33 protein-coding genes are annotated in these 23,735 nt (G+C 69.3%); 22 read left to right on the top strand and 11 right to left on the bottom strand.

Translation table 11 applies throughout. From position 1 onward, the window contains the following. Positions 1-39: 39 nt before the first annotated feature. From IE325_RS41565 to IE325_RS41555, 3 genes are read left to right on the top strand one after another with little or no spacing between them, the layout of a single operon-like run. Complete coding sequence (locus IE325_RS41565; protein ID WP_190075380.1) at positions 40-864, top strand: helix-turn-helix domain-containing protein; 825 nt, start codon at positions 40-42, stop codon at positions 862-864. Then, positions 861-1,064: a DUF397 domain-containing protein gene (locus IE325_RS41560; protein ID WP_190075379.1), complete on the top strand. Its 204-nt coding sequence runs from the start codon at positions 861-863 to the stop codon at positions 1,062-1,064. Before IE325_RS41565 ends, IE325_RS41560 begins: the two co-directional genes overlap by 4 nt. Further along, positions 1,061-1,252 carry a DUF397 domain-containing protein gene (locus IE325_RS41555; protein WP_190075378.1) on the top strand — a complete coding sequence of 64 codons (192 nt, stop codon included), beginning with the start codon at positions 1,061-1,063 and terminating at the stop codon, positions 1,250-1,252. Before IE325_RS41560 ends, IE325_RS41555 begins: the two co-directional genes overlap by 4 nt. Here IE325_RS41555 and IE325_RS41550 read toward each other — a convergent pair. The 7 genes from IE325_RS41550 to IE325_RS41520 form a co-directional block, all read right to left on the bottom strand. Beyond that, positions 1,249-1,650, bottom strand: a complete 402-nt coding sequence (locus tag IE325_RS41550) for a hypothetical protein (protein ID WP_190075377.1) — start codon at positions 1,648-1,650, stop codon at positions 1,249-1,251. The two genes, IE325_RS41555 and IE325_RS41550, sit on opposite strands and share 4 nt — an antisense overlap. Before the next feature lie 103 nt (positions 1,651-1,753). Continuing rightward, positions 1,754-3,262: a HAMP domain-containing sensor histidine kinase gene (locus IE325_RS41545; protein WP_190075376.1), complete on the bottom strand. Its 1,509-nt coding sequence runs from the start codon at positions 3,260-3,262 to the stop codon at positions 1,754-1,756. After that, a complete protein-coding gene (locus IE325_RS41540; protein WP_190075375.1) occupies positions 3,259-3,993 on the bottom strand; it encodes a response regulator transcription factor in 735 nt (244 codons plus the stop codon). The genes IE325_RS41545 and IE325_RS41540 overlap by 4 nt, the downstream gene beginning before the upstream one ends. Before the next feature lie 63 nt (positions 3,994-4,056). Then, positions 4,057-4,236, bottom strand: coding sequence for a hypothetical protein (locus IE325_RS41535; protein ID WP_190075374.1), 180 nt, complete (start codon positions 4,234-4,236; stop codon positions 4,057-4,059). A gap of 25 nt (positions 4,237-4,261) precedes the next feature. After that, positions 4,262-5,284, bottom strand: a complete 1,023-nt coding sequence (locus IE325_RS41530; protein ID WP_190075373.1) for a S1C family serine protease — start codon at positions 5,282-5,284, stop codon at positions 4,262-4,264. A gap of 236 nt (positions 5,285-5,520) precedes the next feature. After that, positions 5,521-6,543, bottom strand: coding sequence for a LacI family DNA-binding transcriptional regulator (locus IE325_RS41525; protein WP_190075372.1), 1,023 nt, complete (start codon positions 6,541-6,543; stop codon positions 5,521-5,523). A 117-nt stretch (positions 6,544-6,660) separates the two neighbouring features. Then, positions 6,661-7,440 (bottom strand): winged helix-turn-helix transcriptional regulator, encoded by a 780-nt coding sequence (locus tag IE325_RS41520; protein WP_190075371.1) that lies wholly within the window; start codon positions 7,438-7,440, stop codon positions 6,661-6,663. Between the two features lie 181 nt (positions 7,441-7,621). On the opposite strand from IE325_RS41520, the gene IE325_RS41515 reads away from it, so the two are divergent. From IE325_RS41515 to IE325_RS41480, 9 genes are all read left to right on the top strand, one after another. Further along, on the top strand, positions 7,622-8,482 hold the full coding sequence (locus tag IE325_RS41515) for an alpha/beta hydrolase (protein ID WP_190075370.1): 861 nt from the start codon (positions 7,622-7,624) through the stop codon (positions 8,480-8,482). Positions 8,483-8,518: 36 nt separating this feature from the next. Beyond that, on the top strand, positions 8,519-8,773 hold the full coding sequence (locus IE325_RS41510; protein WP_190075369.1) for a MoaD/ThiS family protein: 255 nt from the start codon (positions 8,519-8,521) through the stop codon (positions 8,771-8,773). A gap of 1 nt (position 8,774) precedes the next feature. Then, entirely contained in the window at positions 8,775-9,863 is a 1,089-nt protein-coding gene (locus IE325_RS41505; RefSeq protein WP_190075368.1) for a hypothetical protein, read from the top strand. 266 nt (positions 9,864-10,129) lie between these two features. Beyond that, positions 10,130-10,864, top strand: a complete 735-nt coding sequence (locus IE325_RS41500; RefSeq protein WP_190075367.1) for an LmeA family phospholipid-binding protein — start codon at positions 10,130-10,132, stop codon at positions 10,862-10,864. A gap of 207 nt (positions 10,865-11,071) precedes the next feature. Further along, positions 11,072-11,152, top strand: a complete 81-nt coding sequence (locus tag IE325_RS47180) for an Ms5788A family Cys-rich leader peptide (protein ID WP_350751515.1) — start codon at positions 11,072-11,074, stop codon at positions 11,150-11,152. Positions 11,153-11,279: 127 nt separating this feature from the next. Continuing rightward, on the top strand, positions 11,280-12,119 hold the full coding sequence (locus tag IE325_RS41495; protein WP_190075366.1) for a sulfurtransferase: 840 nt from the start codon (positions 11,280-11,282) through the stop codon (positions 12,117-12,119). A gap of 67 nt (positions 12,120-12,186) precedes the next feature. Continuing rightward, positions 12,187-12,474, top strand: coding sequence for a DUF1416 domain-containing protein (locus IE325_RS41490; RefSeq protein WP_190075365.1), 288 nt, complete (start codon positions 12,187-12,189; stop codon positions 12,472-12,474). Positions 12,475-12,561: 87 nt separating this feature from the next. Next, positions 12,562-12,822 carry a DUF3099 domain-containing protein gene (locus IE325_RS41485; RefSeq protein WP_190075364.1) on the top strand — a complete coding sequence of 87 codons (261 nt, stop codon included), beginning with the start codon at positions 12,562-12,564 and terminating at the stop codon, positions 12,820-12,822. A gap of 9 nt (positions 12,823-12,831) precedes the next feature. Then, on the top strand, positions 12,832-13,245 hold the full coding sequence (locus tag IE325_RS41480; protein WP_190075363.1) for a VOC family protein: 414 nt from the start codon (positions 12,832-12,834) through the stop codon (positions 13,243-13,245). Here IE325_RS41480 and IE325_RS41475 read toward each other — a convergent pair. Then, the gene (locus IE325_RS41475) at positions 13,239-13,601 is read right to left on the bottom strand and encodes a DsrE family protein (protein WP_190075362.1); all 363 of its coding nucleotides are present in this window, start codon (positions 13,599-13,601) and stop codon (positions 13,239-13,241) included. The genes IE325_RS41480 and IE325_RS41475 overlap by 7 nt on opposite strands. 150 nt (positions 13,602-13,751) lie before the next feature. On the opposite strand from IE325_RS41475, the gene IE325_RS41470 reads away from it, so the two are divergent. From IE325_RS41470 to ygfZ, 6 genes are all read left to right on the top strand, one after another. After that, positions 13,752-14,465, top strand: a complete 714-nt coding sequence (locus IE325_RS41470; RefSeq protein ID WP_229912433.1) for a hypothetical protein — start codon at positions 13,752-13,754, stop codon at positions 14,463-14,465. Then, positions 14,462-15,301, top strand: coding sequence for a hypothetical protein (locus IE325_RS41465; protein WP_229912431.1), 840 nt, complete (start codon positions 14,462-14,464; stop codon positions 15,299-15,301). Before IE325_RS41470 ends, IE325_RS41465 begins: the two co-directional genes overlap by 4 nt. Then, entirely contained in the window at positions 15,298-16,161 is an 864-nt protein-coding gene (locus IE325_RS41460) for a hypothetical protein (RefSeq protein ID WP_190075360.1), read from the top strand. The genes IE325_RS41465 and IE325_RS41460 overlap by 4 nt, the downstream gene beginning before the upstream one ends. A 230-nt stretch (positions 16,162-16,391) precedes the next feature. Then, positions 16,392-16,967 (top strand): heme-binding beta-barrel domain-containing protein, encoded by a 576-nt coding sequence (locus tag IE325_RS41455; RefSeq protein WP_190075359.1) that lies wholly within the window; start codon positions 16,392-16,394, stop codon positions 16,965-16,967. 16 nt (positions 16,968-16,983) lie between these two features. Continuing rightward, positions 16,984-17,421 carry a Fur family transcriptional regulator gene (locus IE325_RS41450; protein ID WP_190075358.1) on the top strand — a complete coding sequence of 146 codons (438 nt, stop codon included), beginning with the start codon at positions 16,984-16,986 and terminating at the stop codon, positions 17,419-17,421. 10 nt (positions 17,422-17,431) lie between these two features. Next, positions 17,432-18,403: a CAF17-like 4Fe-4S cluster assembly/insertion protein YgfZ gene (gene ygfZ, locus IE325_RS41445; RefSeq protein ID WP_190075357.1), complete on the top strand. Its 972-nt coding sequence runs from the start codon at positions 17,432-17,434 to the stop codon at positions 18,401-18,403. 13 nt (positions 18,404-18,416) lie between these two features. On the opposite strand, the gene dtd is transcribed toward ygfZ, so the two are convergent. Then, positions 18,417-18,842 carry a D-aminoacyl-tRNA deacylase gene (gene dtd / locus IE325_RS41440; protein WP_190075356.1) on the bottom strand — a complete coding sequence of 142 codons (426 nt, stop codon included), beginning with the start codon at positions 18,840-18,842 and terminating at the stop codon, positions 18,417-18,419. 145 nt (positions 18,843-18,987) lie between these two features. Between dtd and IE325_RS41435 the strand changes: the two genes are divergently transcribed. Together IE325_RS41435 and IE325_RS41430 are read left to right on the top strand one after the other, a co-directional pair. Continuing rightward, positions 18,988-19,611: an RsiG family protein gene (locus IE325_RS41435; protein ID WP_190075355.1), complete on the top strand. Its 624-nt coding sequence runs from the start codon at positions 18,988-18,990 to the stop codon at positions 19,609-19,611. Between the two features lie 173 nt (positions 19,612-19,784). After that, positions 19,785-21,050, top strand: a complete 1,266-nt coding sequence (locus IE325_RS41430) for a GNAT family N-acetyltransferase (RefSeq protein WP_190075354.1) — start codon at positions 19,785-19,787, stop codon at positions 21,048-21,050. A 181-nt stretch (positions 21,051-21,231) separates the two neighbouring features. On the opposite strand, the gene IE325_RS41425 is transcribed toward IE325_RS41430, so the two are convergent. Continuing rightward, positions 21,232-21,411, bottom strand: a complete 180-nt coding sequence (locus IE325_RS41425; RefSeq protein WP_148000080.1) for a hypothetical protein — start codon at positions 21,409-21,411, stop codon at positions 21,232-21,234. A gap of 130 nt (positions 21,412-21,541) precedes the next feature. Between IE325_RS41425 and IE325_RS41420 the strand changes: the two genes are divergently transcribed. After that, positions 21,542-22,468 (top strand): winged helix-turn-helix domain-containing protein, encoded by a 927-nt coding sequence (locus IE325_RS41420; RefSeq protein ID WP_190075353.1) that lies wholly within the window; start codon positions 21,542-21,544, stop codon positions 22,466-22,468. Between the two features lie 39 nt (positions 22,469-22,507). On the opposite strand, the gene IE325_RS41415 is transcribed toward IE325_RS41420, so the two are convergent. Next, positions 22,508-22,696 (bottom strand): hypothetical protein, encoded by a 189-nt coding sequence (locus IE325_RS41415; RefSeq protein WP_148000078.1) that lies wholly within the window; start codon positions 22,694-22,696, stop codon positions 22,508-22,510. A gap of 154 nt (positions 22,697-22,850) precedes the next feature. Between IE325_RS41415 and IE325_RS41410 the strand changes: the two genes are divergently transcribed. Then, positions 22,851-23,729: a winged helix-turn-helix domain-containing protein gene (locus IE325_RS41410; protein ID WP_229912429.1), complete on the top strand. Its 879-nt coding sequence runs from the start codon at positions 22,851-22,853 to the stop codon at positions 23,727-23,729. The last annotated feature ends 6 nt before the right edge of the window (positions 23,730-23,735 follow it).

The raw sequence follows: 23,735 nt of genomic DNA, 5'->3' as shown, positions 1-23,735 counted from the left end.
AGGTGTTGTCTGGGGCGCCAGACAACGGAGAGGGGTGACGTGAGCGAAAAGGTTGACGTCGAGCCGGTTTCCGGGCGGGCGATCCTGGGGCAGACGTTGAAGGTCCTGCGGGAGAAGGCCGGGAAGTCACTGGGGCAGTTGGCCCATGAAACCGGGTATGAGAAGAGCTATTTGAGTCGGCTGGAGTCCGGGGAGCGGCTGTCCAAAGTGACGGTCATGGAGGACCTGGACGGGTACTACGGCATCGGTGACCTGCTGGTTAGCCAGTGGAAGGCGGCTCGGCTGGACGCGTTCAAGGACCAGTACAAGGAGTTCATGGCACTGGAGGCGACAGCGCGGATCATGTGGAAGTTCTCGCTGGGGATTCCAGGGCTTCTCCAGACCGAGGACTTTGCTCGGGGGGTGTTGTCTGGGGCTCAGACAACGGCCGGTGGCGACGAGTTGGTTGAGGAGCAGGTGGCGGCACGACTCGGACGGCAGTACCTGCTGAGGCAGAAGCCGGAGCCCGAGGTGCGGATCATCATGGACGAGTTCGCCTTACGGCGCCCCGCTGCCAGGGGCAAGACCTGGCACGACCAGTTGCTTCATCTTGAGACCGTCGCGCTGTGGCCCAACATGGCGCTCCAGGTGCTGCCGTTCTCGGCGGGAGCGCACCACCATATGAACGGATCGCTGACGCTGCTCTGGCAGAGGGATGGAAACGCCGTTGCCTACACGGAAGGCAACAGCAGCGGTCGGCTGATCGAGGATCCGGACGAGGTTCTTCGGGAGCGATCGTCCTACGATCGGCTTCGCGACCTGGCGTTGTCCCTGTCGGACTCGCTCGCGTTCATCAGGGGCGTACTGGAGGAGCACAGATCATGACGAACACCCCCGACCTCACCACCGCTGTGTGGCGCAAGTCGAGCTACAGCGACGGGGGAGACAACAACTGCGTCGAGGTCGCCGACGGCCACCCCGGCATAGTCCCGGTCCGCGACAGCAAGGTCCCCGCAGGCCACGTGCTGCTCTTCGAGGCGTCGTCCTGGTCCGCCTTCGTGCACGGCGTGAAGGAGACCGCGTGATCCCAGACCTCACCACCGCCGTGTGGCGTAAGTCGTCCTACAGCGCGGGCGGAGACAACGACTGCCTCGAGGTCGCCGACGGCCACCCCGGCATCGTCCCCGTCCGCGACAGCAAAATCCCGGACCGTCGGCCACTCCTCTTCGGCGCCGCCCCCTGGGCGTCCTTCCTCGCCGCCGTCAAGAGCTAGGCACCGTCCGGCCCCGTGGTCGTGCGGTTCTGGCGGCTCAAGTGGACGGCGTGGAGGAGCGTGCCGACCGCTGCGGCGCCGCTCAGTAGGGAGCCGAAGGCCGTGATCAGCGAGCCGGGGCCGTCACCGCCGCCGCCCGGAGATACCGCTACGACGGTCTGGGTCACGACGGTCACCGGGGTTGTTCCCTGGCCGGGATCGCTCGGTTCTCCGATCGGGGTCTCGGAGGCCTCCGGCGGGCTCGTGGTGTACCAGCTGGTCGACGCGGTCCCCCGCCCGTGAGGCTCCTCGTCCGAACCCGACACCAACGCCAGGACGAGAAGCGAGACCGCACCGCCCGTGCACACGACGCCCAGGATGGTCCACAGGGCGATTTTCGATCGCGAGTTCTTCAACATGCCTCCCCCTCGCCTCAAGCGTAGGGGGAACCGGCCGGAAAGTGGATCTCCATTCCCAGCCGCTTTGGTTAAGCAACTCCGCCGAGCAAACCCCGAATTGAGGTCAGAGCTCCTGCGGCTCCGCCGGCGGTGGCGTCGGCGCCCCCGGCAGTCGTACGGTCGCCACCGTGCCGCCGCCCTCCGCCCGCGCCAGCGTCACCTGACCGCCCGCCTGCTGCACCGTACGGGCCACGATCGACAGGCCCAGCCCCGAACCCGGCAACGCCCTTGCACTCGGCGAACGCCAGAAGCGGTCGAAGACGTAGGGGAGTTCGTCGGCGGGGATCCCGGGGCCGTGGTCGCGGACCGTGAGGACGCCGGCGTGGAGGGCGACCTCGATCGTGCCGGCCTCCGGGCTGAACTTCACCGCGTTGTCGAGGATGTTGACCACCGCGCGCTCCAGCGCTGCCGGTTCTGCTCGTACGTACCAGGGCTGTATGTCCGCCGTGATCGTCAGTTCCGGGCCACGGAGGCGGGCCCGACGTAGCGCCGACTCGACCGTGTCCTCCAGGGAGATCACCTGGACGCGTTCGCCGCGCTGGCCTTCCGAGCGGGACAGTTCTTGCAGATCGCCTATCAGGGCAGCCAGTTCCGTCATCTGGGCCTTCACCGAGGCGAGGAGGGCCTTGCGGTCGGCCTCCGGGATCGGGCGGCCCGTTTCCTCGCTGCGGGTGAGGAGTTCGATGTTGGTGCGGAGGGAGGTGAGGGGGGTGCGGAGTTCGTGGCCGGCGTCGGCGATGAGTTGTTGCTGGAGCTCGCGGGAGCTGGCCAGGGCCGACGTCATGCTGTTGAAGGAGCGGGACAGGCGGGCCACCTCGTCCTCGCTGTCGTCCTCGACCGGGATGCGGATGTTCAGGTCCTCGGTGCGGGCGACATGCTCGACGGCCTCGGTGAGTTTGTCGACGGGGCGGAGGCCCGCGCGGGCCACGGCGAGGCCTGCGGCGCCTGCGCCGATCACTCCTACGCCGGAGACGAGGAGGAGGATCAGGGCGAGGTCGTTGAGGGTGGACTGGGTGTTCTTGAGCGGGACCGCTACGACGAGGGCGGTGTCGGGGTACAGCTGGGCAGGGCTCATCGGGGTCTGGTTCACCAGCAGCGGTGTGGTGAAGACGCGTACGGGATTGCCGTCCGTGTCGGTGCCGTTGCGGATGATCCCGTCGAGGGCGCTCCCGCCGGTGTCGGCGGCCTGCTTGATCACGTTCTTGTCGGCGTCGGTGACCTTGACGGTGCCCGCCGAGGTCGAGGAGACGCAGGGCGTGCCATCGGCCTTGACCAGCTGGATGTACGTGTTCTGCGTGTGCAGCCCGCCCGCACCGTTCTGGTCGGTCCCGTCGTTCTGATCGGACTGGACCGTCTTCGGACAGGCGTCGAGGAGGGCCGCGACCTGGTTGTACCGCTGCGGCATCGACATCTTCCGCAGGTCGGCGTTGACCTGCTCGTACAACTTCCCCTGCACCAGAAACCAACAAGTCACCGAAACCGCCGCCACCGCGAACGCCACCGCCGCCGCCACCAGCAGCGCCAGCCGCGACCTGATCGGCAACGACCGGAACCGGCGAATAACCCTGCTCACTCGGCCCCGCCCTGTCGCAGCACATACCCCACGCCCCGCACCGTGTGCACCAGCCGCGGCTCGCCGCCCGCCTCGGTCTTGCGGCGCAGGTACATGACGTACACGTCCAGCGAGTTCGACGACGGCTCGAAGTCGAAGCCCCACACCGCCTTGAGGATCTGCTCACGCGTCAGCACCTGGCGTGGGTGCGCCATGAACATCTCCAGCAGCGTGAACTCCGTACGGGTCAGCTCCACCGGCCGCCCACCCCGCGTGACCTCCCGCGTCGCGAGGTCCATGCGCAGGTCGGCGAAGGTCAGCGCCTCGTCGTCGTCCACCGGCCCCGATCCGGTCGCCGCGTACGAGCTGCGGCGCAGCAACGCCCGTACGCGTGCGAAGAGTTCGTCCAGTTCGAAGGGCTTGACGAGGTAGTCGTCGGCGCCCGCGTCCAGCCCGGTCACGCGGTCGCCGACCGTGTCGCGGGCCGTCAGCATGAGGATCGGGGTCGTGTCGCCCGCGCCGCGGATACGGCGGGCGGCGGTGAGGCCGTCCATGCGGGGCATCTGGATGTCGAGGACCAGGAGGTCGGGTCGGTAGGCGGTCGCCTTCTCCAACGCGTCCGCGCCGTCGACCGCGACCTCCGTGTCGTACCCCTCGAAGGCGAGGCTGCGCTGGAGTGCTTCACGCACGGCGGGCTCGTCGTCGACGATCAGGATGCGCTGGGGGTCACGGTCGCCATCGGCGGGGCTCATGGGCTCGGATCCTTGAAGAGAAGGGCAGGAGGGCTGGACTGCGCTTTTCAGCGTCGCACGTCCTCAGCCCCGTACGGTACGGCGGCGACGGCTGCGGGCCGCGGAGGTGCGGCGTCCCGCGGTCGCCAGCTCCGGGGCCCGGGACGGGGCCGTCGGGGCGTGCAGGGCACCGGCGACCGCCAGGGCCAGGGTGATGTCGGCGGCACCACCGGCCGCTGACGCATGCTCTACCTGCGTGATCATGGCGTACTCCTTCAGTTCCGCGACGTCAGCTCTGCGAGCCGTCGCGCAGCTTCGCCAGGTCGGCCTTGACGGTGTTGATCGGGATGGCGAAGCCGAGGCCCACGCTGCCCGCGTCGGAGGAACCCGAGCCCGCGGCCGAGTACATCGCCGAGTTGATGCCGATGATGTTGCCGTTCATGTCGATCAGCGCGCCGCCGGAGTTGCCGGGGTTCAGGGAGGCGTCGGTCTGGAGCGCCTTGTACGTCGTGGTGGACGAGCCGGGGTCGCCGTTGAACTGTTGACCGCCGAACTCGAAGGGCCACCCGCCCCCACCCTGCTGTTGCTGCTGGCCCTCGTCCGTCGAGACCGTCACGTCACGGTTCAGGGCGGACACGATGCCGCTGGTGACCGTGCCGGTCAGGCCCTCGGGGGAGCCGATCGCCACGACCTCGTCGCCGACCTGGACCCCGTCGGAGTCGCCGAGGGTGGCCGCCGTGAGGCCGGAGGCGTTCTGCAGCTTGATGAGCGCGAGGTCCTTGCTGCTGTCGGTGCCGACGACATCGGCGGTGTACGACTTGCCGTCGCTGGTCGTCACCTTGACCGTCGAGGCGCCGGAGACGACGTGGTTGTTGGTGATGATCTCGCCGTCACTGGTGATGATCACGCCGGAGCCGGTGGAGGAACCGGCGTTGGACTGGGCGTTGATCTCGACGATGCTCGGGCTGACCGCCTTGGCGACCCCGGACACCGTGCCCTTCTGGCTGGAGGGGACGACATTGGTGCTGGTGGAGCTGGAGGAGGCGACGGTGTCGTTGCCGGTCAGCTCCTGGATGCCGTACGCCGTGCCGCCGCCGATCGCCGCGGCGACTATCGCGACGGCGGCGAGGAGGGCGACGGGGCCGCGGCCGCGCCTGGCCCTGCGGGGCTGGGCGACCGGCTCGGTGAGGAGAGCGGTGGGGGCGGCCGGCGGCTGGTACGCCAGCGGGGGCGGCCACTCCGGGTTCACGGAGGAAGCTTGCTGCTGGTACGGGTCCTCGTACTCGCCGCTGCGGCGGAAGCTCTCGGTCATGGAAATGAGCATGTCGCCCGACCATGAGAGCTTGCTGAGTGCCGGCTGAGAAGCCCGGCAGAAGCCCGTATGCCCGTTGTAAGGAGGCTTCTGCGGGGCGAGCGGTACGTTCTCAGAAAACGTTCAGACAGTGCGCCGCTAGGGGCGCGGGGCCGTATCAATATGCGGCTCCGCCGCGTGGGCGCGACCAGCCACAAACGACCGAAAGCCGCAAGACGACACAGCCCCTCGGGCTATTAGGCGCACCCGCACGACCGTCGGACGACAAGCCGCGACGGAAACACCTTCAACCGCTCCCGACGCGACCCGGCGACCCGCAGCCCGTCGTCCAGCACCAGGTCCACCGCCGCCCGAGCCATCGCCGAGCGGTCCGACGCGATGGTCGTCAGCGGCGGGTCCGCCAGCGCCGCCTCCTTGATGTCGTCGAATCCGGCGACGGCCAGCTCCCCCGGCACATCGATCCGCAGCTCGCGCGCGGCCCGCAGTACACCGATGGCCTGGTCGTCCGTGGAGCAGAAGATCGCGGGCGGCCGCTGCGGCCCGGCGAGAATGTCGAGCGCTATGCGATACGCGTCGTAGCGGTTGTACGGCGCCTCGAAGAGCCGCCCCTCGGTGGGGATCCGCGCCTCGGCCATCGCGCGCCGCCAGCCCTCGACGTGGTCGGAGACCGGGTCACCGACGGTCGGGGTCTCCGCGATGCCGCCGACACAGGCGACGTACTCGTAGCCGTGCTCCAGCAGATGCCGTACGGCGAGCTGGGCGCCGCCCAGGTCGTCGGTGACGACGGCGACGTCGTCGATGGCCTCGGGCCGCTCGTGGAGCAGGACGACCCGGGCGTCCCACGCCTCGATCTCGGCGGCGGCCAGGTCGTTCAGGGCGTGCGAGACGAGGATGAGTCCGGAGACGCGCATCCCGAGGAACGCCCGCAGATAGTGGACCTCGCGCTCGCCCACGTAGTCGGAGTTGCCGACGAGGACCATTTTTCCGCGCTCGGCGGCGGCCCACTCGACCGCGTGCGCCATCTCCCCGAAGAAGGGCTGGCGTGCGTCCGGGACGATCAGGCCTATGAGGTCCGTGCGCCGCGAGGCCATCGCCTGGGCGACCCGGTCGGGCCGGTAGCCCAGCTCCTTGATCGCGGCGAGAACGCGCTCGCGCGTGGCCGGGGCGACCGGCCGGGGTCCGTTGTTGATGACGTAACTGACGACGGCAGTGGAAGTCCCTGCCAGCCGCGCCACGTCATCGCGAGTCACCTTGGCCACGCGCGGAGTCTACGCGGATGGACCCGCTCTGGGCAGGGCGTGAAGGAGGTCCCTTGCCGCCCGGCCGCCACCCTCATGGGCGAAAGTGACGGCCCAGGTGCCCCGCCCGAGCGCCCGCTAGGCGTCGGCACGGACCTCGGCGTCGTCCAGGGCGGCCGTCTCGTCCGCATCCGCCGACTTTGCCCGGTCAGCCTTGGCCTTGGCTTCTTCGGCTGCGCGGTCGACCTTCTCCGGCGTAACGAATCGATAACCGACGTTCCGGACGGTGCCGATGAGGGACTCGTGCTCGGGCCCGAGCTTCGCGCGCAGTCGCCGTACGTGCACGTCGACCGTTCGGGTGCCGCCGAAGTAGTCGTAGCCCCAGACCTCCTGGAGGAGCTGCGCGCGCGTGAAGACGCGGCCGGGGTGCTGGGCGAGGTATTTGAGGAGCTCGAACTCCTTGAAGGTCAGGTCCAGGACCCGGCCCTTGAGTTTCGCGCTGTAGGTCGCCTCGTCCACCGACAGGTCGCCGTTGCGGATCTCCATGGGGGAGTCGTCGCTGACGATCTGCTGGCGGCCCATGGCGAGCCGCAGCCGCGCCTCGACCTCCGCCGGACCGGCGGTGTCGAGGAGTACGTCGTCGATGCCCCAGTCGGCGGTGACGGCGGCGAGGCCGCCCTCCGTCACGACGAGGACCAGCGGACAGCCGGGTCCCGTCGACCGGAGGAGCTGACACAGGCTGCGCACCTGGGGCAGATCGCGCCGGCCGTCGATGAGGATGACGTCGGCGCCCGGGGTGTCGACGAGGGCGGGTCCTTCCGCCGGTGCCACGCGCACGTTGTGCAGCAGCAGGCCGAGTGCCGGGAGCACCTCCGTCGACGGCTGGAGGGCATTGGTCAGGAGCAGCAGTGAACTCATACGTCTGGTTCCTCCTCGGTCCCTGCGAGGACGCGTGTGGTACGTCACCTGCTCTGCGATCCCGGGGCCTCGTACACCCGCGGTCACCTGGAGTTTCCCGCTTCGTATACAACGCTTCCGAAAGCACAAAAGGACCCGGGGGCTACGCTGCCCGAGTCCTCTGTCCAGCAGAATAGCCGACATGGGCGCTCGCACGGCAGGTCATGTGGCACGATCGACGGTTCGTCCGAACTCTGAGACGACCAGACGCACATCTTTGCGGACGATTCTGACCACCGACGACGGGATCGCGATCGATTCCGTATACGACCCGGGCACGGTCGTATACGACGCCTCCCGTCCATCTGCCGATGACCTGGTGTTCGTCGTGGCCCACGGCTTCACGGGCGATGTGGACAAGCCGCATGTGCGACGGGTGGTGGAGGCCCTGACCCCGCATGCCCCCGTCATCACCTTCTCCTTCCGCGGGCACGGCGCGTCCGGCGGACGCTCCACGGTCGGCGACCGCGAGGTGCTGGACCTGGCGGCCGCGGTGCGCTGGGCCCGTGAGCTCGGGCACACGCGCGTGGCGACCATCGGCTTCTCCATGGGCGGCTCGGTGGTGCTGCGGCACGCGGCGCTGTACGGCGAGGAGCCCGCGTCGGGTACGGACGCCGTGGTGTCGGTCAGCGCGCCCGCGCGCTGGTACTACCGGGGCACGCCCCCCATGCGCCGGGTGCACTGGCTGGTGACCCGGCCCGAGGGGCGTCTGGTCGGCCGCTATGGATTCCGGACCCGGATCCATCACGGCGGCTGGGACCCGGTGCCGATGTCCCCGGTGGAGGCCGTGCCGCGGATCGCGCCCACCCCGCTGCTGATCGTGCACGGCGAGCTGGACGGCTACTTCCCCCTCGACCACCCCCGGATGCTGGCCGCCGCGGCCGGTGACCACGGCGAACTCTGGCTGGAGCCCGGCATGGGGCACGCCGAGCACGCCGCCGCCGACCCGCTGCTGGCCCGCATCGGGGACTGGGCGGCCGGCCGGGCGGTCCTGGCGGGCTAGCCTGGGCCCACGTCGATCGATCGATTGAGGAACCAGATGGCAAAGGTCACGGTGCGCTACTGGGCCGCCGCGAAGGCCGCCGCCGGGGTCGCCGAGGAGCCCCACGACGCGGACACGCTCGCCGAGGCGCTCGCCGCGGCGCGTGCGCGACACCCCGGGGAACTGACGCGCGTCCTGCAGCGATGCTCGTTCCTCATCGACGGTGACCCCGTGGGCACCCGCGAACATGAGACGGTACGGCTGGCCGACGGCGGCACGGTCGAGGTGCTCCCGCCGTTCGCAGGAGGGTGAGATGAGCAACCAGCCGTATCAGGGGCACGACGGGTACGACCCGTACCAGCAGCAGGCGCAGCAGCCGGCGCCGCAGGGGTGGCCCGCGCAGCAGCAGGCGTACGACGATCAGCAGGCCGGCCAGCAGCAGTACACGCAGCAGTGGCAGGGGCAGACCTGGGAGACGCAGGTGCAGACGCCGGTGTCGTACCAGGGGTATCAGGGCTATCAGGAGCATCAGGGCGAGGGTTGGGGCGGCGCACCGCAGGCCCAGTCGCCTCCGCACACGGCCCCGGCCGGCCCGGCGCCCGACGAGGACGAGCCGTCCTACGGCCCCGCCACGGTCGCCGGCAACTCCCGTGTCACCGACGCCCAGCGTGCCCGCCTGGAGGGACGTTCCCCGATCATCGAGCCGGGGCTGCAGCCCGCCGGGCTCACGGCGCTGCTGGGGCTGCTGCTCGCGGGGGCGGCGGCCATCGGGTCGTACGCCCTGCTCGTGCCGCTGGTGGTGCTGCAGGCGGTGACGGCGGCGGGCTGGTTCCGGCTGAACGGCATGTGGCCCGCCCGGCAGGGCATCGCGCTGGCCTTCGCCGGGGCGCTGACGGCGGACGTGGCGCTGCTCGTCGCCGACGGGGCGCCGGCGGCGATCCTCGGCACGCTGGGCGTGTGGGTGCTGCTGACCCTGGTGCTCCAGCTGCGGTCGCACGCCGATCCGGACGAGCGGATGTACGGCCTGATGGCGACCGTCGTCTCGGCGGCGCTGGCGATCGTCGCCGCCGGGTATCTCGCGGCGGAGGCGGACGCGGTGACCGTGGGCGCGGTGGCGGTCGCCGTCGCGGTCGTGGTGCGCGCGCTGCCGCTGCCTACGGTGGCCTCCGCGGTGGCCGCGCTGGTGGCGGGCGTGGGTGCGGGGGCGGTGGCCGGGGCGATCACCGACGTGGGTTCGGGCGGGGCGCTGCTGGGCGGGGGTGCGGCGGTCTGCGCGCTCATCGGCCACCGCGTGGCGAGCTACGACTACCCGTCGCGCTTCGTCCACTTCACAGCGGGCGTGGCGTTGCCGCTGGCGGCCGCGGCGCCGGTTGTGTATGTGCTGGGGCGGGCACTGGCGTGAGGCAGGGGCCTTCTGCGCCCCCGCTGAAATTCAGCCCCTTGGGGGTGCCCCCTCTGGGGGAGTTTGAGGAGCGGGGTCTGGGGCGGAGCCCCAGAAGGATGGGACGGGTAGGGGCGGCGGGGGCGAGGAACTGCTCGGGCTCGATCGCCCGCCTTCCTGTCACAGATGATCCACAAACCCCCGGTCACCGCCCCGGCCAGGGTTACGCTCGCGCTGGACGGCCACCCGGTCGTCAGTGACCGTTTCAGGTGGGGGAACACCACAACATGCGCGCCCTGCGGATATTTCTCATAGTCGTCATAGTCCTGGGCGGCCTCTTCGTGCTGGCCGACCGGCTGGCCGTCGGATTCGCCGAGGACGAGGTCGCCGGGAAGCTGCAGACGCGCGAGAACCTCGCCGAGACCCCGGACGTGTCCATCAAGGGCTTCCCCTTCCTCACCCAGGTCGCGAGCGGCGCGCTGGACGACGTCGAGGTCGGCATGACGGGCTTCGAGGCCACCGGCACCGACGGCAAGTCGATCCGGATCGACGACCTCAAGGCGAACATGCAGGGCGTCGAGTTCTCCGGCGACTACAGCTCCGCCACCGCGGCCACCGCCACCGGCACCGCGTCCGTCTCCTACGCCGAGCTGCTGAAGACGGCCAAGTCCGAGCCGACCCAGGTCGCCCCCGGTGTCACCGCGAGTGTCGTCGGCCTCTCCGATGGCGGCAACGGCAAGATCAAGGTCGCCGTCGAGGCCACCGTCCTCGGCACCAAGCTGCCCGAGCCGGTCACCGTCCTCAGCTCCGTCACCGCCCAGGGCGACACCGTGCGCGTGAAGGCCGACACCCTGCCCAGCTTCGGCGGCACCACCATCGCCGAGAGCCGCGCCCGCGCGATCACCGACTTCGAGCAGAAGATCGACGGCCTGCCCGGCGGCATCCAGCTCGACAAGGTCCAGGCGGCCAAGGACGGCGTCGAGATCACGGTGAAGGGTTCGAACGTCCGCCTCGCCGGGTAGTACGGCGTCGGGCGATGGACATGGACGTAGCGTGTCCAATGGGCGAGACGGTGTCGTCCGTACCGTAGCTGTGATGCGCGCCGCATCCGGTCGAAAGCCGTGCGGCGGTGGCGCGCAGACGTCTCCGATCCCACATTCCGGACGATCGTGTCTCAGAATGCGACACACCGGTGACACGCCTGCCTGTCCGTCCCTACGATCGACGGCATGAAGCGACAGGCGGATCTCACGAAGCGGCGGGCAGTCGACCTGTGCCGCGTTGCCGCCATGCTCTGTCGCCCCTTCTGAGCGGAAGCTCCGACTTCTGCGTTTCCCCCCGCCCTGACCAGGGCACAGGTGCGCCGTCTCGGTCCGAGCGCCGCGCACCCCCTCGCACTCGCACGCCCCGCCGCAACTGCCCCGGAGGAGAAAGAGCATGAGCCGCAGCGACGTCCTCGTCGACGCCGACTGGGTCCAGGACAACCTGGACAACGCCGACATCGCGATCGTGGAGGTGGACGAAGACACGTCCGCCTACGAGAAGAACCACATCAGGAACGCGATCCGCATCGACTGGACCAAGGACCTCCAGGACCCGGTCCGCCGCGACTTCATCGACCAGGAGGGCTTCGAGAAGCTCCTGTCGGCGAAGGGCATCGCCAACGACACGCTGGTGATCCTCTACGGCGGCAACAACAACTGGTTCGCGTCCTACGCCTACTGGTACTTCAAGCTCTACGGCCACGAGAACGTCAAGCTTCTCGACGGCGGCCGCAAGAAGTGGGAGCTGGACGCCCGCGAGCTGGTCGAGGAGGTCCCGGAGCGCACCGAGACCACCTACAAGGCCAAGCCGCAGAACACCGCCATCCGTGCCTTCCGTGACGACGTGGTCGCCGCCATCGGTTCGCAGAACCTGGTCGACGTGCGGTCGCCCGACGAGTTCTCCGGCAAGCTGCTCGCCCCGGCGCACCTGCCGCAGGAGCAGTCGCAGCGCCCGGGCCACGTCCCGAGCGCCCGCAACATCCCGTGGTCCAAGAACGCCAACGACGACGGCACCTTCAAGTCGGACGACGAGCTCAAGGAGCTCTACGCCGAGGAGCAGGTCGACCTGGCGAAGGACACCATCGCCTACTGCCGTATCGGTGAGCGCTCGGCCCTCACCTGGTTCGTGCTGCACGAGCTGCTCGGCGTGGAGAACGTCAAGAACTACGACGGCTCCTGGACCGAGTACGGCAGCCTCGTCGGCGTCCCGATCGAGCTCGGCGCCAACAAGTAAGTCCCGAAAACCCCTCACCCCGACCGGCCTTCCTTCCGGTCAGACCCCTCTGAATCTGGAGAAAGACATGTGTGGAGCGAAGGCCGGCGGCCCCGACGCCTCGACGATCAAGCCCGGTGAGACCACCATCCAGGGCCAGGTGACCAAGGACGGCGAGCCCGTCGTCGGCTACGTCCGACTGCTGGACTCGACCGGCGAGTTCACCGCTGAGGTCCCCACCTCCGCCACGGGCCAGTTCCGCTTCTACGCGGCGGAGGGCACCTGGACCGTCCGCGCCCTGGTCCCCGGTGCCACCGCCGAGCGCAAGGTCGTCGCGCAGCAGGGCGGCCTCGCCGAGGTCGCGATCGCGGTCTGACACCGCTCGGTTCCTGAAGGGCCGTATCCCATGGGTTGGACGCCCCGGGGTACGGCCCTTCGGCATATCCGGACCTACCCTGGATGTATGTACGCACGGCGACGGCACGTGTACTTCGCCATGATGGGGACCTGCATCGCCCTCTTCGTCCTGGCCTGGGGCGTCGTGCGCCTGTGGTCGATCCCGGCCGCCGTGGCCATGTGCCTGGTCGCCATGGTCATCCCCCCGCTCGCCGCGATGGTCGCCAACCGACGGGGGCCGGAGGACCGCTGGTGGGACGACCCCTCCGGGGACCCGAAGTCCGACGAGTGGTGGGACGAGCTGGACGGCAAGAAACGGCCGCGGTAGAAGACGCGCATGTCGCCCACAAGGCTGTCCACCGTGGTGCTGGACGCGCACGATGCCCATGAACTCGCCGGGTTCTACCTGAAGCTGCTCGGCTACCAGGTGCGTGCCGAGGAGCCCGACTGGCTGCTCATCGGCCCGCCGCCCGGTACGGAGGGCCTGGCCCTGGCCTTCGAGACCGAACCCGGGTACACCCGGCCGGTCTGGCCCACCAGGAAGCCCGGCGAGCAGCAGATGATGCTCCACCTGGACATCGAGGTCGACGACCTGGAGAGCGAGACCGCACGTGCCGTGGCCGAGGGTGCCACGCTCGCCGAATACCAGCCGCAGGACGACGTACGTGTGCTGTTCGACCCCGCCGGGCATCCCTTCTGCCTGTGGACCGAGGCATCCCAGGATTCCCAGTCGGCTCGGTCGTCTCAGTAGATGAGCGCCTGCGTCTCGTCCGCCATCGCCTCCTGCACGAAGACCTGCGCGCCCGCGATGCGTACGCCTTCGATGACGTCCTTCTCCGTGATGTCCCGGCGGGCCGCGCACTGGGTGCACAGGGTGAGGCGGCCGGCCGCGAGGACGGAGTCGATCAGGTCGGGGAGCGGGGCCGCGTGCGGGAGTTCGAACTCGGCCGCCCGGCCCGGCAGCGCGAACCACGCGGACTCGCCGGTCAGCCATACGGAGACGTCGACCCCGCTGGCCACGGCCACCGCCGCGACCGTGAAGGCCTGTGAGCAGCGTTCGGGGGCATCGGCCCCCGCCGTCACCTTGATCACCAGCTTCTTCGCCATGGCCGAATCGTAATCAAGATCCCCACAACCCCGTGCGTCACCCATGGGTCTCCTGTGCGCGCGCATACGGAATGCGCACTTCACGTTCCGTGGGGGGACGTCTTGGAAGAACCTGAACCCATAAGACCCGAGGCCATAACGCCCGAGGCCATGACACCCGAGGCCAGAAGGCGCGGGCGGACGGTGGCGCTGATCGCCGGGGCCGTAGTGCTCGGACTGGTCGCCGGGACCTGTGTCGGCTATCTCGTCCAGGCCGACCGCGAGCCCACGAAGCTGCCCCCGCTCTCCCAGCCGAAGCTGACGCAGGCCAAGGGCGAGGCGCCCGAGCCGCTGTCTGCCGCGCAGGACCGGCGGGTGCGCACCGACGGCGACCTGCGCGAGCTGCTGCTGAAGAAGCCGCGCGGCGCCAGGACGGCCGCACTGACGACCTCCGAGGACGGCTGGATGGACGTCGCCGCCTACTCCGAGACCTTCGAGCGCCCGGACGGTGCCTTCCGTGAGGCCACCGAGTCGGAGTTCCGGCGCGCGGCCGTCGTCGCCTGGGAGGAGAACGACCTGTCGGTGGAGATCCGGCTGGTCCAGTTCCGGCAGGAGGACACCGCCGGGGCCGCCCAGCGGATGCGGACCGGCCAGTACTTCGCCGACTTCGAGGAGAACGACAACTGGCTCGTCCCCGGCACCGGGGGCGGCAGGGCCTACGTCTACAAGGACCCCTACACCGAGCCCGGCTATCTGCCGGTGCACACGGCGCAGGCGTTCGCGTGGCGCGGCGACATCGTCCTGGAGATCTTCATCTCCGGCGACCGGAAGATCAGCAAGAAGACGATCATGGGTCTGGCCCAACGGCAGATGGAGCGGCTGTGAGCGAGGAACAGCCCATGAGCGAGGGCGAGACCGGGACCGGGTCCGCGCCCCTCAGCGAGACCCCGGCCGTGAGCGAGAAGCGCCCGCGTCGTCGCGGTCGTATCGCCGCCGTCGCCGGCGCCGTCCTGGTGGTCGGCGCGCTCGTGGCCGGCACCGGATACACCGTCGTCACCGTGCGGGACGCCGATCGGGACGCGGGGGCGCCGGTGTGGAAGTTCCCGGCGGACAAGCCCGCCGATGAGAAGGCGCCGAGCGCCGACGGCCTGGCCGGGATGCTCGTGCCGTACGACACCGGCGACTGGACCAAGGGTCCGGACATCGCCGAGTTCGGCTCGGACCGGGAGCTCAGTGAGGCCGAGGCGGCGGCCCTGCAGCGGGAGTCGCTGCGTGAGCTGCCCCGTTCGCAGCGCCGGGAGCTGGAGAAGCGGATGGACCGGTTTCGCGTCAAGGGCGTGGCGATGCGCAGCTACTTCAGCGGCAGTGGCGGCGGGCTCAACGACGGCGACGGCGACGGCGTCTACGGCGTGAGCATCGTGCTCAGCCGGCTGGACAGCACGGCGGCGGCTCGCGACATGGCGAACCTGCAGAACGGTTTCCTCGGGGCCATGGAGATCTTCCGCAAGGGTCCCAAGGTCAAGGGCCACAAGGACGCCAAGTGCTTCCTCGCGCCCAAGGCGTTCAGCGCGGAACTCGACAGCATGTCGTGCCTCGGATACGCGGGAGAGGTCCTGGTCAGCGTCTCCGCGGACGGCGTCCGACCACTCGACAGCAAGGCAGTCGCGACGCTCCTGAGCACCCAGCTCGACCGCATCGCCGAGCCGGGAGAAGCCGTATGACCGAGATACCGCAGCTGACGCCCGAGCCCCCGGCCGTACCCCCGGCCCCGGAGGCGGCACCACCGGCCCCGGAAACGGCACCCTCGCCCGCCCCCGCCAAGGACCGCCGCGTCCTGCGTGCCGTCCTGCGCTGGACCGCGGCCGTCGTCGTCTGTGCGGCGGTCGGGACGGGCACCGCGTACGGGATCGCGGGGATGGAGCGGACGGACGTACCGGGACTGGCGACCGAGTCGGACGGGCGGTGGGCGTACCCGACGCTCAGTAAGCCGCCGTTGCCGTCCGGCAGCCCGCAGCCCTTCGCCGAGGCGAACAAGGCCGAGGCGCACTACGCCGATCTGCGGGCCCTCGTGCTGCCGGCGCCCGAGGGGGCCGTGGACGACAAGCCGCTGCGCGGTACGGACGGCTGGCTGGAGACGAAGGACTTCCTGGCGGAGTTCGCCGACAAGGACGAGCGCGCCGAGATCCGGCAGCTGCTCGTGGACAACGGGCTGCGCCACATCGCGGCCCGCGGCTGGAGAACCGAGGACGGCACCCACACCCGGATCTACCTGCTCCACTTCGACACCTCGGCCGTCGTGGCCGAGCTGGTCGACGACGTGGCCCCGTTCAGCGGCCCCGGCTACAAGGTGCGCGGCACCGAGATCTCGGCCATGGACCACGACTTCGCCGAGCTGCCCTGGCCGGGCGAGTTCGCCCGCTACGCCTACGACGAGGTGAAGCCGTACGGCGCCGAGCATGTGCGGCAGGCGTATCTGCCCGCCGGTGACGTCCTCGGCGTGGTCGTGCAGTCACGGAAGGGCACCGCGAAGGCCGTACCGTTCCGCCAGACGGTGACCTTGCAGAGCCAGCTGCTGGGCTGACCCCGCGAGGGCGTACCTCACAGGGAGGGCCGGTCCCCGGCCGCGTAAGCTGGGGGCCGGCCCTGTGTACGTAGCGCACAACCTCCGCTCAATCGAGGAGCACCCCGTGGAGATCTTCTTCGAAGCCCTGCTGGTCCTGGTCTGCGTCGGCGTCCTCGCCTTCGCCGGGCTGACCGTGAAGAAGCTGTACCAGGGCCAGCGCTGACCACAGATCCAGGAATTCACCTCTCATGATCGAGATCCCGTCCGACCTCCACAAGGACCTCGTCCCGCTCGCCTTCCTGCTCGGCAACTGGGCCGGCGCGGGCGTGCACGACTTCCCCGGCTCCGAGAAGTGCAACTTCGGACAGGAGGTCACCTTCGGCCACGACGGCCGTGACTTCCTGGAGTACCAGTCCCACACCTGGGTCCTGGACAACGACGGGAACAAGGTCCGTCCCCTGGAGTCCGAGCACGGCTTCTGGCGCATCGACGCCGACCGCAAGGTCGAGGTCACGATGGTCCGCGACGACGGCGTCGTCGAGATCTGGTACGGCGAGATGGCCGACAAGAAGCCCCAGATCGACCTGGTGACGGACGCGGTGGCGCGTACGGCCGCTTCCGGCCCGTACACCGGAGGCAAGCGCCTCTACGGCTACGTCAAGAGCGACCTGATGTGGGTCGGCGAGAAGCAGACCCCCGAGGTCGAGCTGCGCCCCTACATGTCGGCGCACCTGAAGAGGGTCGTCACCCCGGAGGACGTCGAGCGCTGGGCCAAGGCCCTCCCCGACGACATGCCGGACGACGGCATCGCCTTCTTCAAGTAGTCCTACACTCGTCGGTGTGGTGAGCACCGACTGGAAGAGCGACCTCAGGCAGCGCGGCTACCGGCTGACGCCGCAGCGGCAACTCGTGCTCGAAGCCGTGGACACCCTTGAGCACGCGACCCCCGACGACATCCTCGTGGAAGTGCGGAAGACGGCGTCGGGGGTCAACATTTCCACGGTGTACCGGACCCTGGAGCTCCTGGAGGAGCTCGGTCTGGTCAGCCACGCCCACCTGGGGCACGGCGCGCCGACGTACCACCTCGCCGACCGCCACCACCACATCCACCTGGTCTGCCGGGACTGCCAGAACGTGATCGAGGCCGATGTGTCGGTCGCCGCTGAGTTCACCGCGAAGCTGCGCCGCGAGTTCGGCTTCGAGACCGACATGAAGCACTTCGCGATCTTCGGCAGATGCCGGGACTGCTCCCTGAAGAGTTCAACTACCGAGTCGTAGGCTTAGGCATATGAAGAGCCCCCTGCTGACCCTGCCCGGTGCCGTGCCCGCCGAGGGCGTGGACGAAGGTGTCGCCGCGCACTACGGCGATCTGTTCCGCGAGCAGCGCGCCCTGGCCGACGGCACCGGTTTCGTCGACCTGTCCCATCGCGGAGTCGTCACGGTCACCGGCGACGACCGGCTGAGCTGGCTGCACCTCCTGCTCACCCAGCACGTCAGCGACCTGCCGACGGGCGAGGCCACCGAGGCGCTGGTACTCTCCGCGCACGGCCATGTCGAGCACGCGCTGTATCTGGTCGACGACGGCACGACCGTCTGGATCCATGTGGAGCCCGGCACCCAGGAGTCGCTGATCGCGTACCTGGAGTCGATGAAGTTCTTCTACCGGGTCGAAGTCGCGGACAGCACCGCCGATTTCGCGGTCGTACACCTGCCCGCCGGGTCGATCGCGGAGGTACCGGAGGGCGTCGTCGTACGCGAGACGCCCTACGGCCGAGACCTCTTCCTCCCCCGCGCCGACCTGGAGTCCTACGCGGAGAAGGCGGCGGCCGGCCCCCCGGCCGGAATCCTCGCCTACGAGGCCCTGCGCGTCGAGCATCACCGCCCGCGCCTCGGCTTCGAGACCGACCACCGCACCATCCCGCACGAGCTGGGCTGGATCGGCACCGCGGTGCATCTGCAGAAGGGCTGCTACCGGGGCCAGGAGACGGTCGCCCGCGTCCAGAACCTCGGCAAGCCCCCGCGCCGCCTGGTCTTCCTCCACCTGGACGGCAGCGAGGTCCACCTCCCGCCGCACGGCACCGAGATCCACCTCGCCGACGAGGGCCCCGACGGCCGCAAGATCGGCTTCATCACCACCTCCGTACGCCACCACGAGCTGGGCCCGGTGGCCCTGGCACTGGTGAAGCGGAACGTGGCGGTGGACGCGCGGCTGGTGGCAGGGGAGACGGCGGCGGCGCAGGAGGTCGTGGTCGAGCCGTAGGAGCTCGGTCGCTCTAGAGGTCGATGAGGACGGTGAAGGGGCCGTCGTTCGTCAGGTTGACCCGCATCTTGGCGCCGAACCGGCCCGTCGCCACGGTCGCGCCCAGCGCACGCAGCTGAGCGACGACCTCGTCGACGAGCGGTTCGGCGACATCGCCGGGGGCGGCGGCGTTCCAGGTGGGCCGGCGTCCCTTCCGCGCATCGCCGTACAGCGTGAACTGGCTGATGACGAGCAGCGGGGCGTCGATGTCGCTGCACGACTTCTCATCGTCGAGCATCCGGATCGACCAGAGTTTGCGCGCGAGTTGGGCCGCCTTCTCCTTGGTGTCCTCATGGGTGACGCCCACGAGGACACACAGCCCCTCACCGTCGATCTGCCCGACGGTCCGACCTTCGACGACGACGCTCGCGCCGTCCACTCTCTGCACCACAGCTCGCATACCGTCATCATGCCGTGTACGGGGAGGGTTTCTTTTTGGATCCTTAACCCCCCATCTGGGGCTGTTCATGGGTGCTCGGTCACATAGTTGCCCTTTGGGATGGCACGATGCTCCCACACGCCGGTCGAGGGGACGGTAGAGGCACATGAGCACACCGAGTACCGAGCAGCCTCCTGGGGCTGCCGTGTTGACACAGGCGGGCCAGCCGGCCGGCCTCAGGCCGCCCACACAGCGCACCGCCGAGGATCCGGGCCCGGGTCCGCACGCCCGGCTGCCCGTGGCACCGCCCGAGCAGGACCTGACCGTGCTCAGTCTGCCCGAACTGCGCACCCTGCGGCGGGACGCGCAGCGCGACGAGGCGGACCTGAGTTATGTACGGCGACTGCTGCAGGGCCGGATCGACATCCTGCGGGCGGAACTCGCCCGCCGCTCTCCCGCGGGCGCGGCATCGGTGGTGGACCGCCTCCCGGAGATCCTCACCGACGCCCCCGCCCGCCATCGCTCCTCCGCGCGCCATGTCACGCTGGGCACGCCGCAGAGCGAGGAGTACCGACGCCTGGCGGCCGACATGCTCGCCGAGGTCGAACTCTCCGACCTGACCGCCCGCACGGACACCGAACTGACCACGGCGATGGGCCGACTGGTCCGCTACGAACACGAGGTCTCGGGCCGCCGCCAACGCCTCCAGCGGACGGCCGACGAATGCAGCGCGGAGATCACGCGACGGTACCGGGAGGGGGAGGCGCAGGTGGACGATCTGCTGACGTAGCACCCCTCGGCGCCGGTCGGCATCTTTCAGCCCGTCCGGCGTTTGAGGACAAGGCCCGTTCAGGGCCGGCAGCGGGGGGCCGGGGACGCAGCCCCCGGGATGGGACGGGTAGGGGCGGCGGGGGCGAGGAAAATGCGGCGACACCCCCACGCACCCCCACCTACCGTGGCCCCATGACCCGCCCCGAACCCCATATCGACGTCCGCCCCATCACGGTGGCCGACATCCCCGACTGGATCCGGGCCCTGAACACCGGCTTCCTGCGCACCCCCGACGTCACCGAGACGGAGATCGCGGACCGCGCGTCGTACATCGACCCCACCCGCACCCTCGCCGCCTTCGACACCGGCCGCTGCGTCGCCACGTTCCGCTCCTTCGCCCAGGAGCTCACAGCGGTGGGAGGCACCCCCGTCCCCGCCGACGCCATCTCCAACGTCACCGTCACCCCCACCCACCGCCGCAGAGGCCTCCTCACCCGGATGATGACCCACGACCTCACGGCGGCGAAGGCCCGCGGCGACGTCGTGGCGACCCTGATCGCCGCCGAGTACCCGATCTACGGCCGCTACGGCTTCGGCCCGGCGACCTGGACGGCCCAGTGGACCATCGACGTCCCCCGCACCGGCCTCGACCCGAGATGGTCCGGCCCGGACGACGGCGGCCGTATCGACCTCGTGGACCCCGCGGACGTACGCAAGATCGGCCCGGAGCTGTACGAGCGGGTGCGCCGCGCCCAGCCGGGTGCCGTCGACCGGGACGACAGATGGTGGCAGGTCCAGACGGGGGCGCTGCGCCTGGACAGGTCCCCGTGGACGGAGCCGTTCTTCGCCGTGTACCGCTCGGCGGACGGCCACGTCGAGGGGCTGGTGTCGTACACGGCGGACGACCACTGGAGCGACGGCAAGAAGCAGCCCCTCAACACGGCGACCGTGAACTGGCTGAACACCACGACCCCGGCCGCCGAACGCAACCTGTGGCGCTACCTGTGCTCGATCGACTGGATCATGACGGTGAAGTGCGGCTGGCGGGCCCCGGACGACCTGCTGCCGTTCTTCCTCCCCGATCCACGAGCGGCCGGGATCACCTCGCAGGCGGACTGGCTGTGGGTGCGGATCCTGGATGTCGTACGGGCTCTGGAGGCGCGTACGTACGACCGCGCGGGCACGCTGGTGCTGGAGGTCGTGGACGGGGCGGGGCTGGCCGGCGGGCGGTTCCGGCTGGAGGCGGCGGCGGACGGGTCGGCGTCCTGTACGCCCACCACGGCCACCGCCGAACTCACCCTGGACATCGCCGACCTGGCCACGCTCTGGCTGGGCGACGAGTCCGCCGTACGACTGGCCGCGCTGGGACGGGTCCGGGAAGAACGAGCGGGCGCCGCCGTGGTGGCCGACGCCCTGCTGCGTACGTCCCGGCGACCGTGGTGCCCGGACGTCTTCTGAGCTCTCCCTTCCCTCGACGACTGATCCGACTGTTCTGACTGTTCTGCTCATCCGTAGCGAGCTGTTCAGTTGTGGCTGTGCGGAGCGATGTTGAGTTGTCGGTGTTCAGTTGTGGCTGTGCTGACTGGTCGGGCTCCCGGCTCCCCTCCGGAAGGGAGCCCGGCCAGCCGAACCTGGTGGCCTAGTGGGCTAGCAGCATGACGAGGATCACCGCGCCGATGCCGCCGATCATGGTGTTTTTTGCCTTGATGCCGATGGTCAGCGCGAGGAACGCGATGATGCCCATCGGCCCGTACTTCCACTGGATGAGCTGTTCGAATCCAATGACGAGCGCGGCGACGGCGAGGTAGACGAGCGGCATGGCCAACCCTCCTAAAGTTTGACCATGTTGCTTAAGTTGGCGACCAACTTCACTGTACTTATGACCGCTTGGAAGCGTCTTATAACCACCATCCCAGGAACTGCCCAAAGATGGCGGGAAGTTGTAATGTTTGGTCGTGGAGCCGAAACACGCCTCCGTCAATGGACGGAAGAGGCCACAGCGGCAACAGGGGCCACAGAAGTCACATCGCGAGGTAGCCGACGAGCTGCGCGCCCGGATCACCTCGGGCGAGTTGCGGCCTGGCCAGCGCATGCCCACGCAGGCCAGGCTGGCCGACGAGTTCGGCGTCGAGCGCGGCGCCGTACGGCAGGCGCTGCGCATCCTGCAGTCCGAGCATCTGCTCACCAATGTGTCCAAGGGCGCCCCGGCGACCGTGGCCCCCGACCTTGCCAAGGCGCTGACCGGCCCGGGAGCCCCGCCGGCCCCCACCACGGTGACCCTCGGCCCGCGTATCGCCTCCGCCTTCGCGCATCCGCACGTCGAGATCGACGCCCTCTGCCTCACCTCGGTCTCCCTCACACTCGCCATCGGTGAACCGCTCCGCCAGATCCACGCCGGGCAGCTGAAACCGGCCAAGGTCGACGTCCGTGTCCTGCTGCCCAGCCGTGACATCCCGCTCGCCTTCCCGACGTCGGTGGAGGACTCGGCCGACGACGCCGACGAGCAGCTGCGCCGCAGGTGGCTCGCCCAGCGCAACGCCCAGGGGCAGGTGCTCCGGCACAATCTGCTGGCGCTGCGCTCCACGCACGGCATCGATGTGCAGGTCACCTTTCGCGCGCTGCCGTTCACGCCGCCGGTGAAGCTGTATCTGCTCAACAGCACGGAGGCGCTCTTCGCTTACTACACGCTCAGCCGGCGCGAGGTGGAGATCGGGCAGCAGCATCTGGAGATGTACGACGCCCCGGGCATCCAGTCGATGCTGTTCGCCTTCGAGCAGGGCGCGGGGCTGCGGGACATGACGTTCGTGGAGCAGTCGCATGTGTGGTTCAACGCGCTGTGGGAGACGATCAGTTCGGAGCTGGTGCTCACGAGCTGATCATCCCCCACATCGTTTGACCTGCGTTTTCATATCTACTCACAGGGCGGGTCCGGAGACGAGGACCGCGAGGACGACCGCTCCTATCGAGCTGACGGCCGGGCTCTTGGCCTTGATGCCTATGGTGAGCAGCAGCAGGCCGATGATGCCGGTGGCACCGTACTTCCACTGGAGGGTCTGTTCGACGCCGACGACGAAGACGGCGGAGAGGAGTGCGAGGACGGGCATCGGTGTTTCCTCCTTCGGACTTCCGGGGATGGAAGGATTACTTCCGCCAACTCAACCAACCACTTGCCAACTCTGACTAACTTATCCCCACTTGGCGACTACCTTGAAACAAGTCACAAACAACTCCCACTAGATGGATGCGAGTTGTAGCGTTTTGGTCGTGACCCAGGAGAACGTGGCAGTGAACGGCAGCAGGAGACTCTCGCCCCAGGAGATCGCCGACATCCTGCGGGAACGCATCCGCGTCGGAGACCTCAAGGCGGGCGACCGCCTGCCCACCCAGGCCGAGCTGGCCGAGGAGTTCGGCGTCGAGCGAGGCACCGTACGCCAGGCCCTGCGCGCGCTCCAGGAGGACGGCCTGCTGACCAACGTCAGCAAGGGAAGCCCGCCACGGATCGCGCTGCCGACGCCCACACGGGGCGCCCCCCAGCCGACCATGGTCAGCCTGGCCCCCCGCCTGACCGAGGCCTTCGCGGCACCCCACGTCCGCGTGGACGTCGTATGCCACACCTCCGAGACCCTGATGCTGGCCCTCGGCGAACCCCTGCGCCTCATCCACGAGGGCAAGATCCGCCCCGAGTCGATCGACGTACGGCTGCTGCTGCCCTCACGCGACATCAACCTTGCCTTTCCCGTGCTGGTGGAGGGCCGCGGCGCGGACGACCCGGTCCATGACCGCTGGCTGGCGATGCGCAACGCCCAGGCCCAGGTGCTGCGCCACAACCTCCAGGCCATCCGCTCCACGGTCGGCATCGACGTCCAGGTCAGCTTCCGCGCCCTCCCCTTCACACCCCCGGTCAAGCTCTACCTCCTCAACGGCGACGAAGCCCTGATCGGCTACTACGTCCTGACCGAACGACAGGAGGAGTACGAGAGCCAGACCCTGGAGATGTACGACGCCCTGGGCTCCAAGTCCCTGCTCTTCTCCTTCGTACGGCAGGCCGGACAGCGCGACGCCGCGTTCGTGGACGAATCCCAGAAGTGGTTCGACGCCCTCTGGGAAACCATCAGCACGGACCTGACACTCTCCTAGTGACTT

The organism is Streptomyces lanatus, assembly GCF_014655715.1.
Classification (GTDB): domain Bacteria; phylum Actinomycetota; class Actinomycetes; order Streptomycetales; family Streptomycetaceae; genus Streptomyces; species Streptomyces lanatus.
Note: the sequence above shows the minus strand (reverse complement) of the source record. Positions and strands in the feature narration are given on the sequence as shown.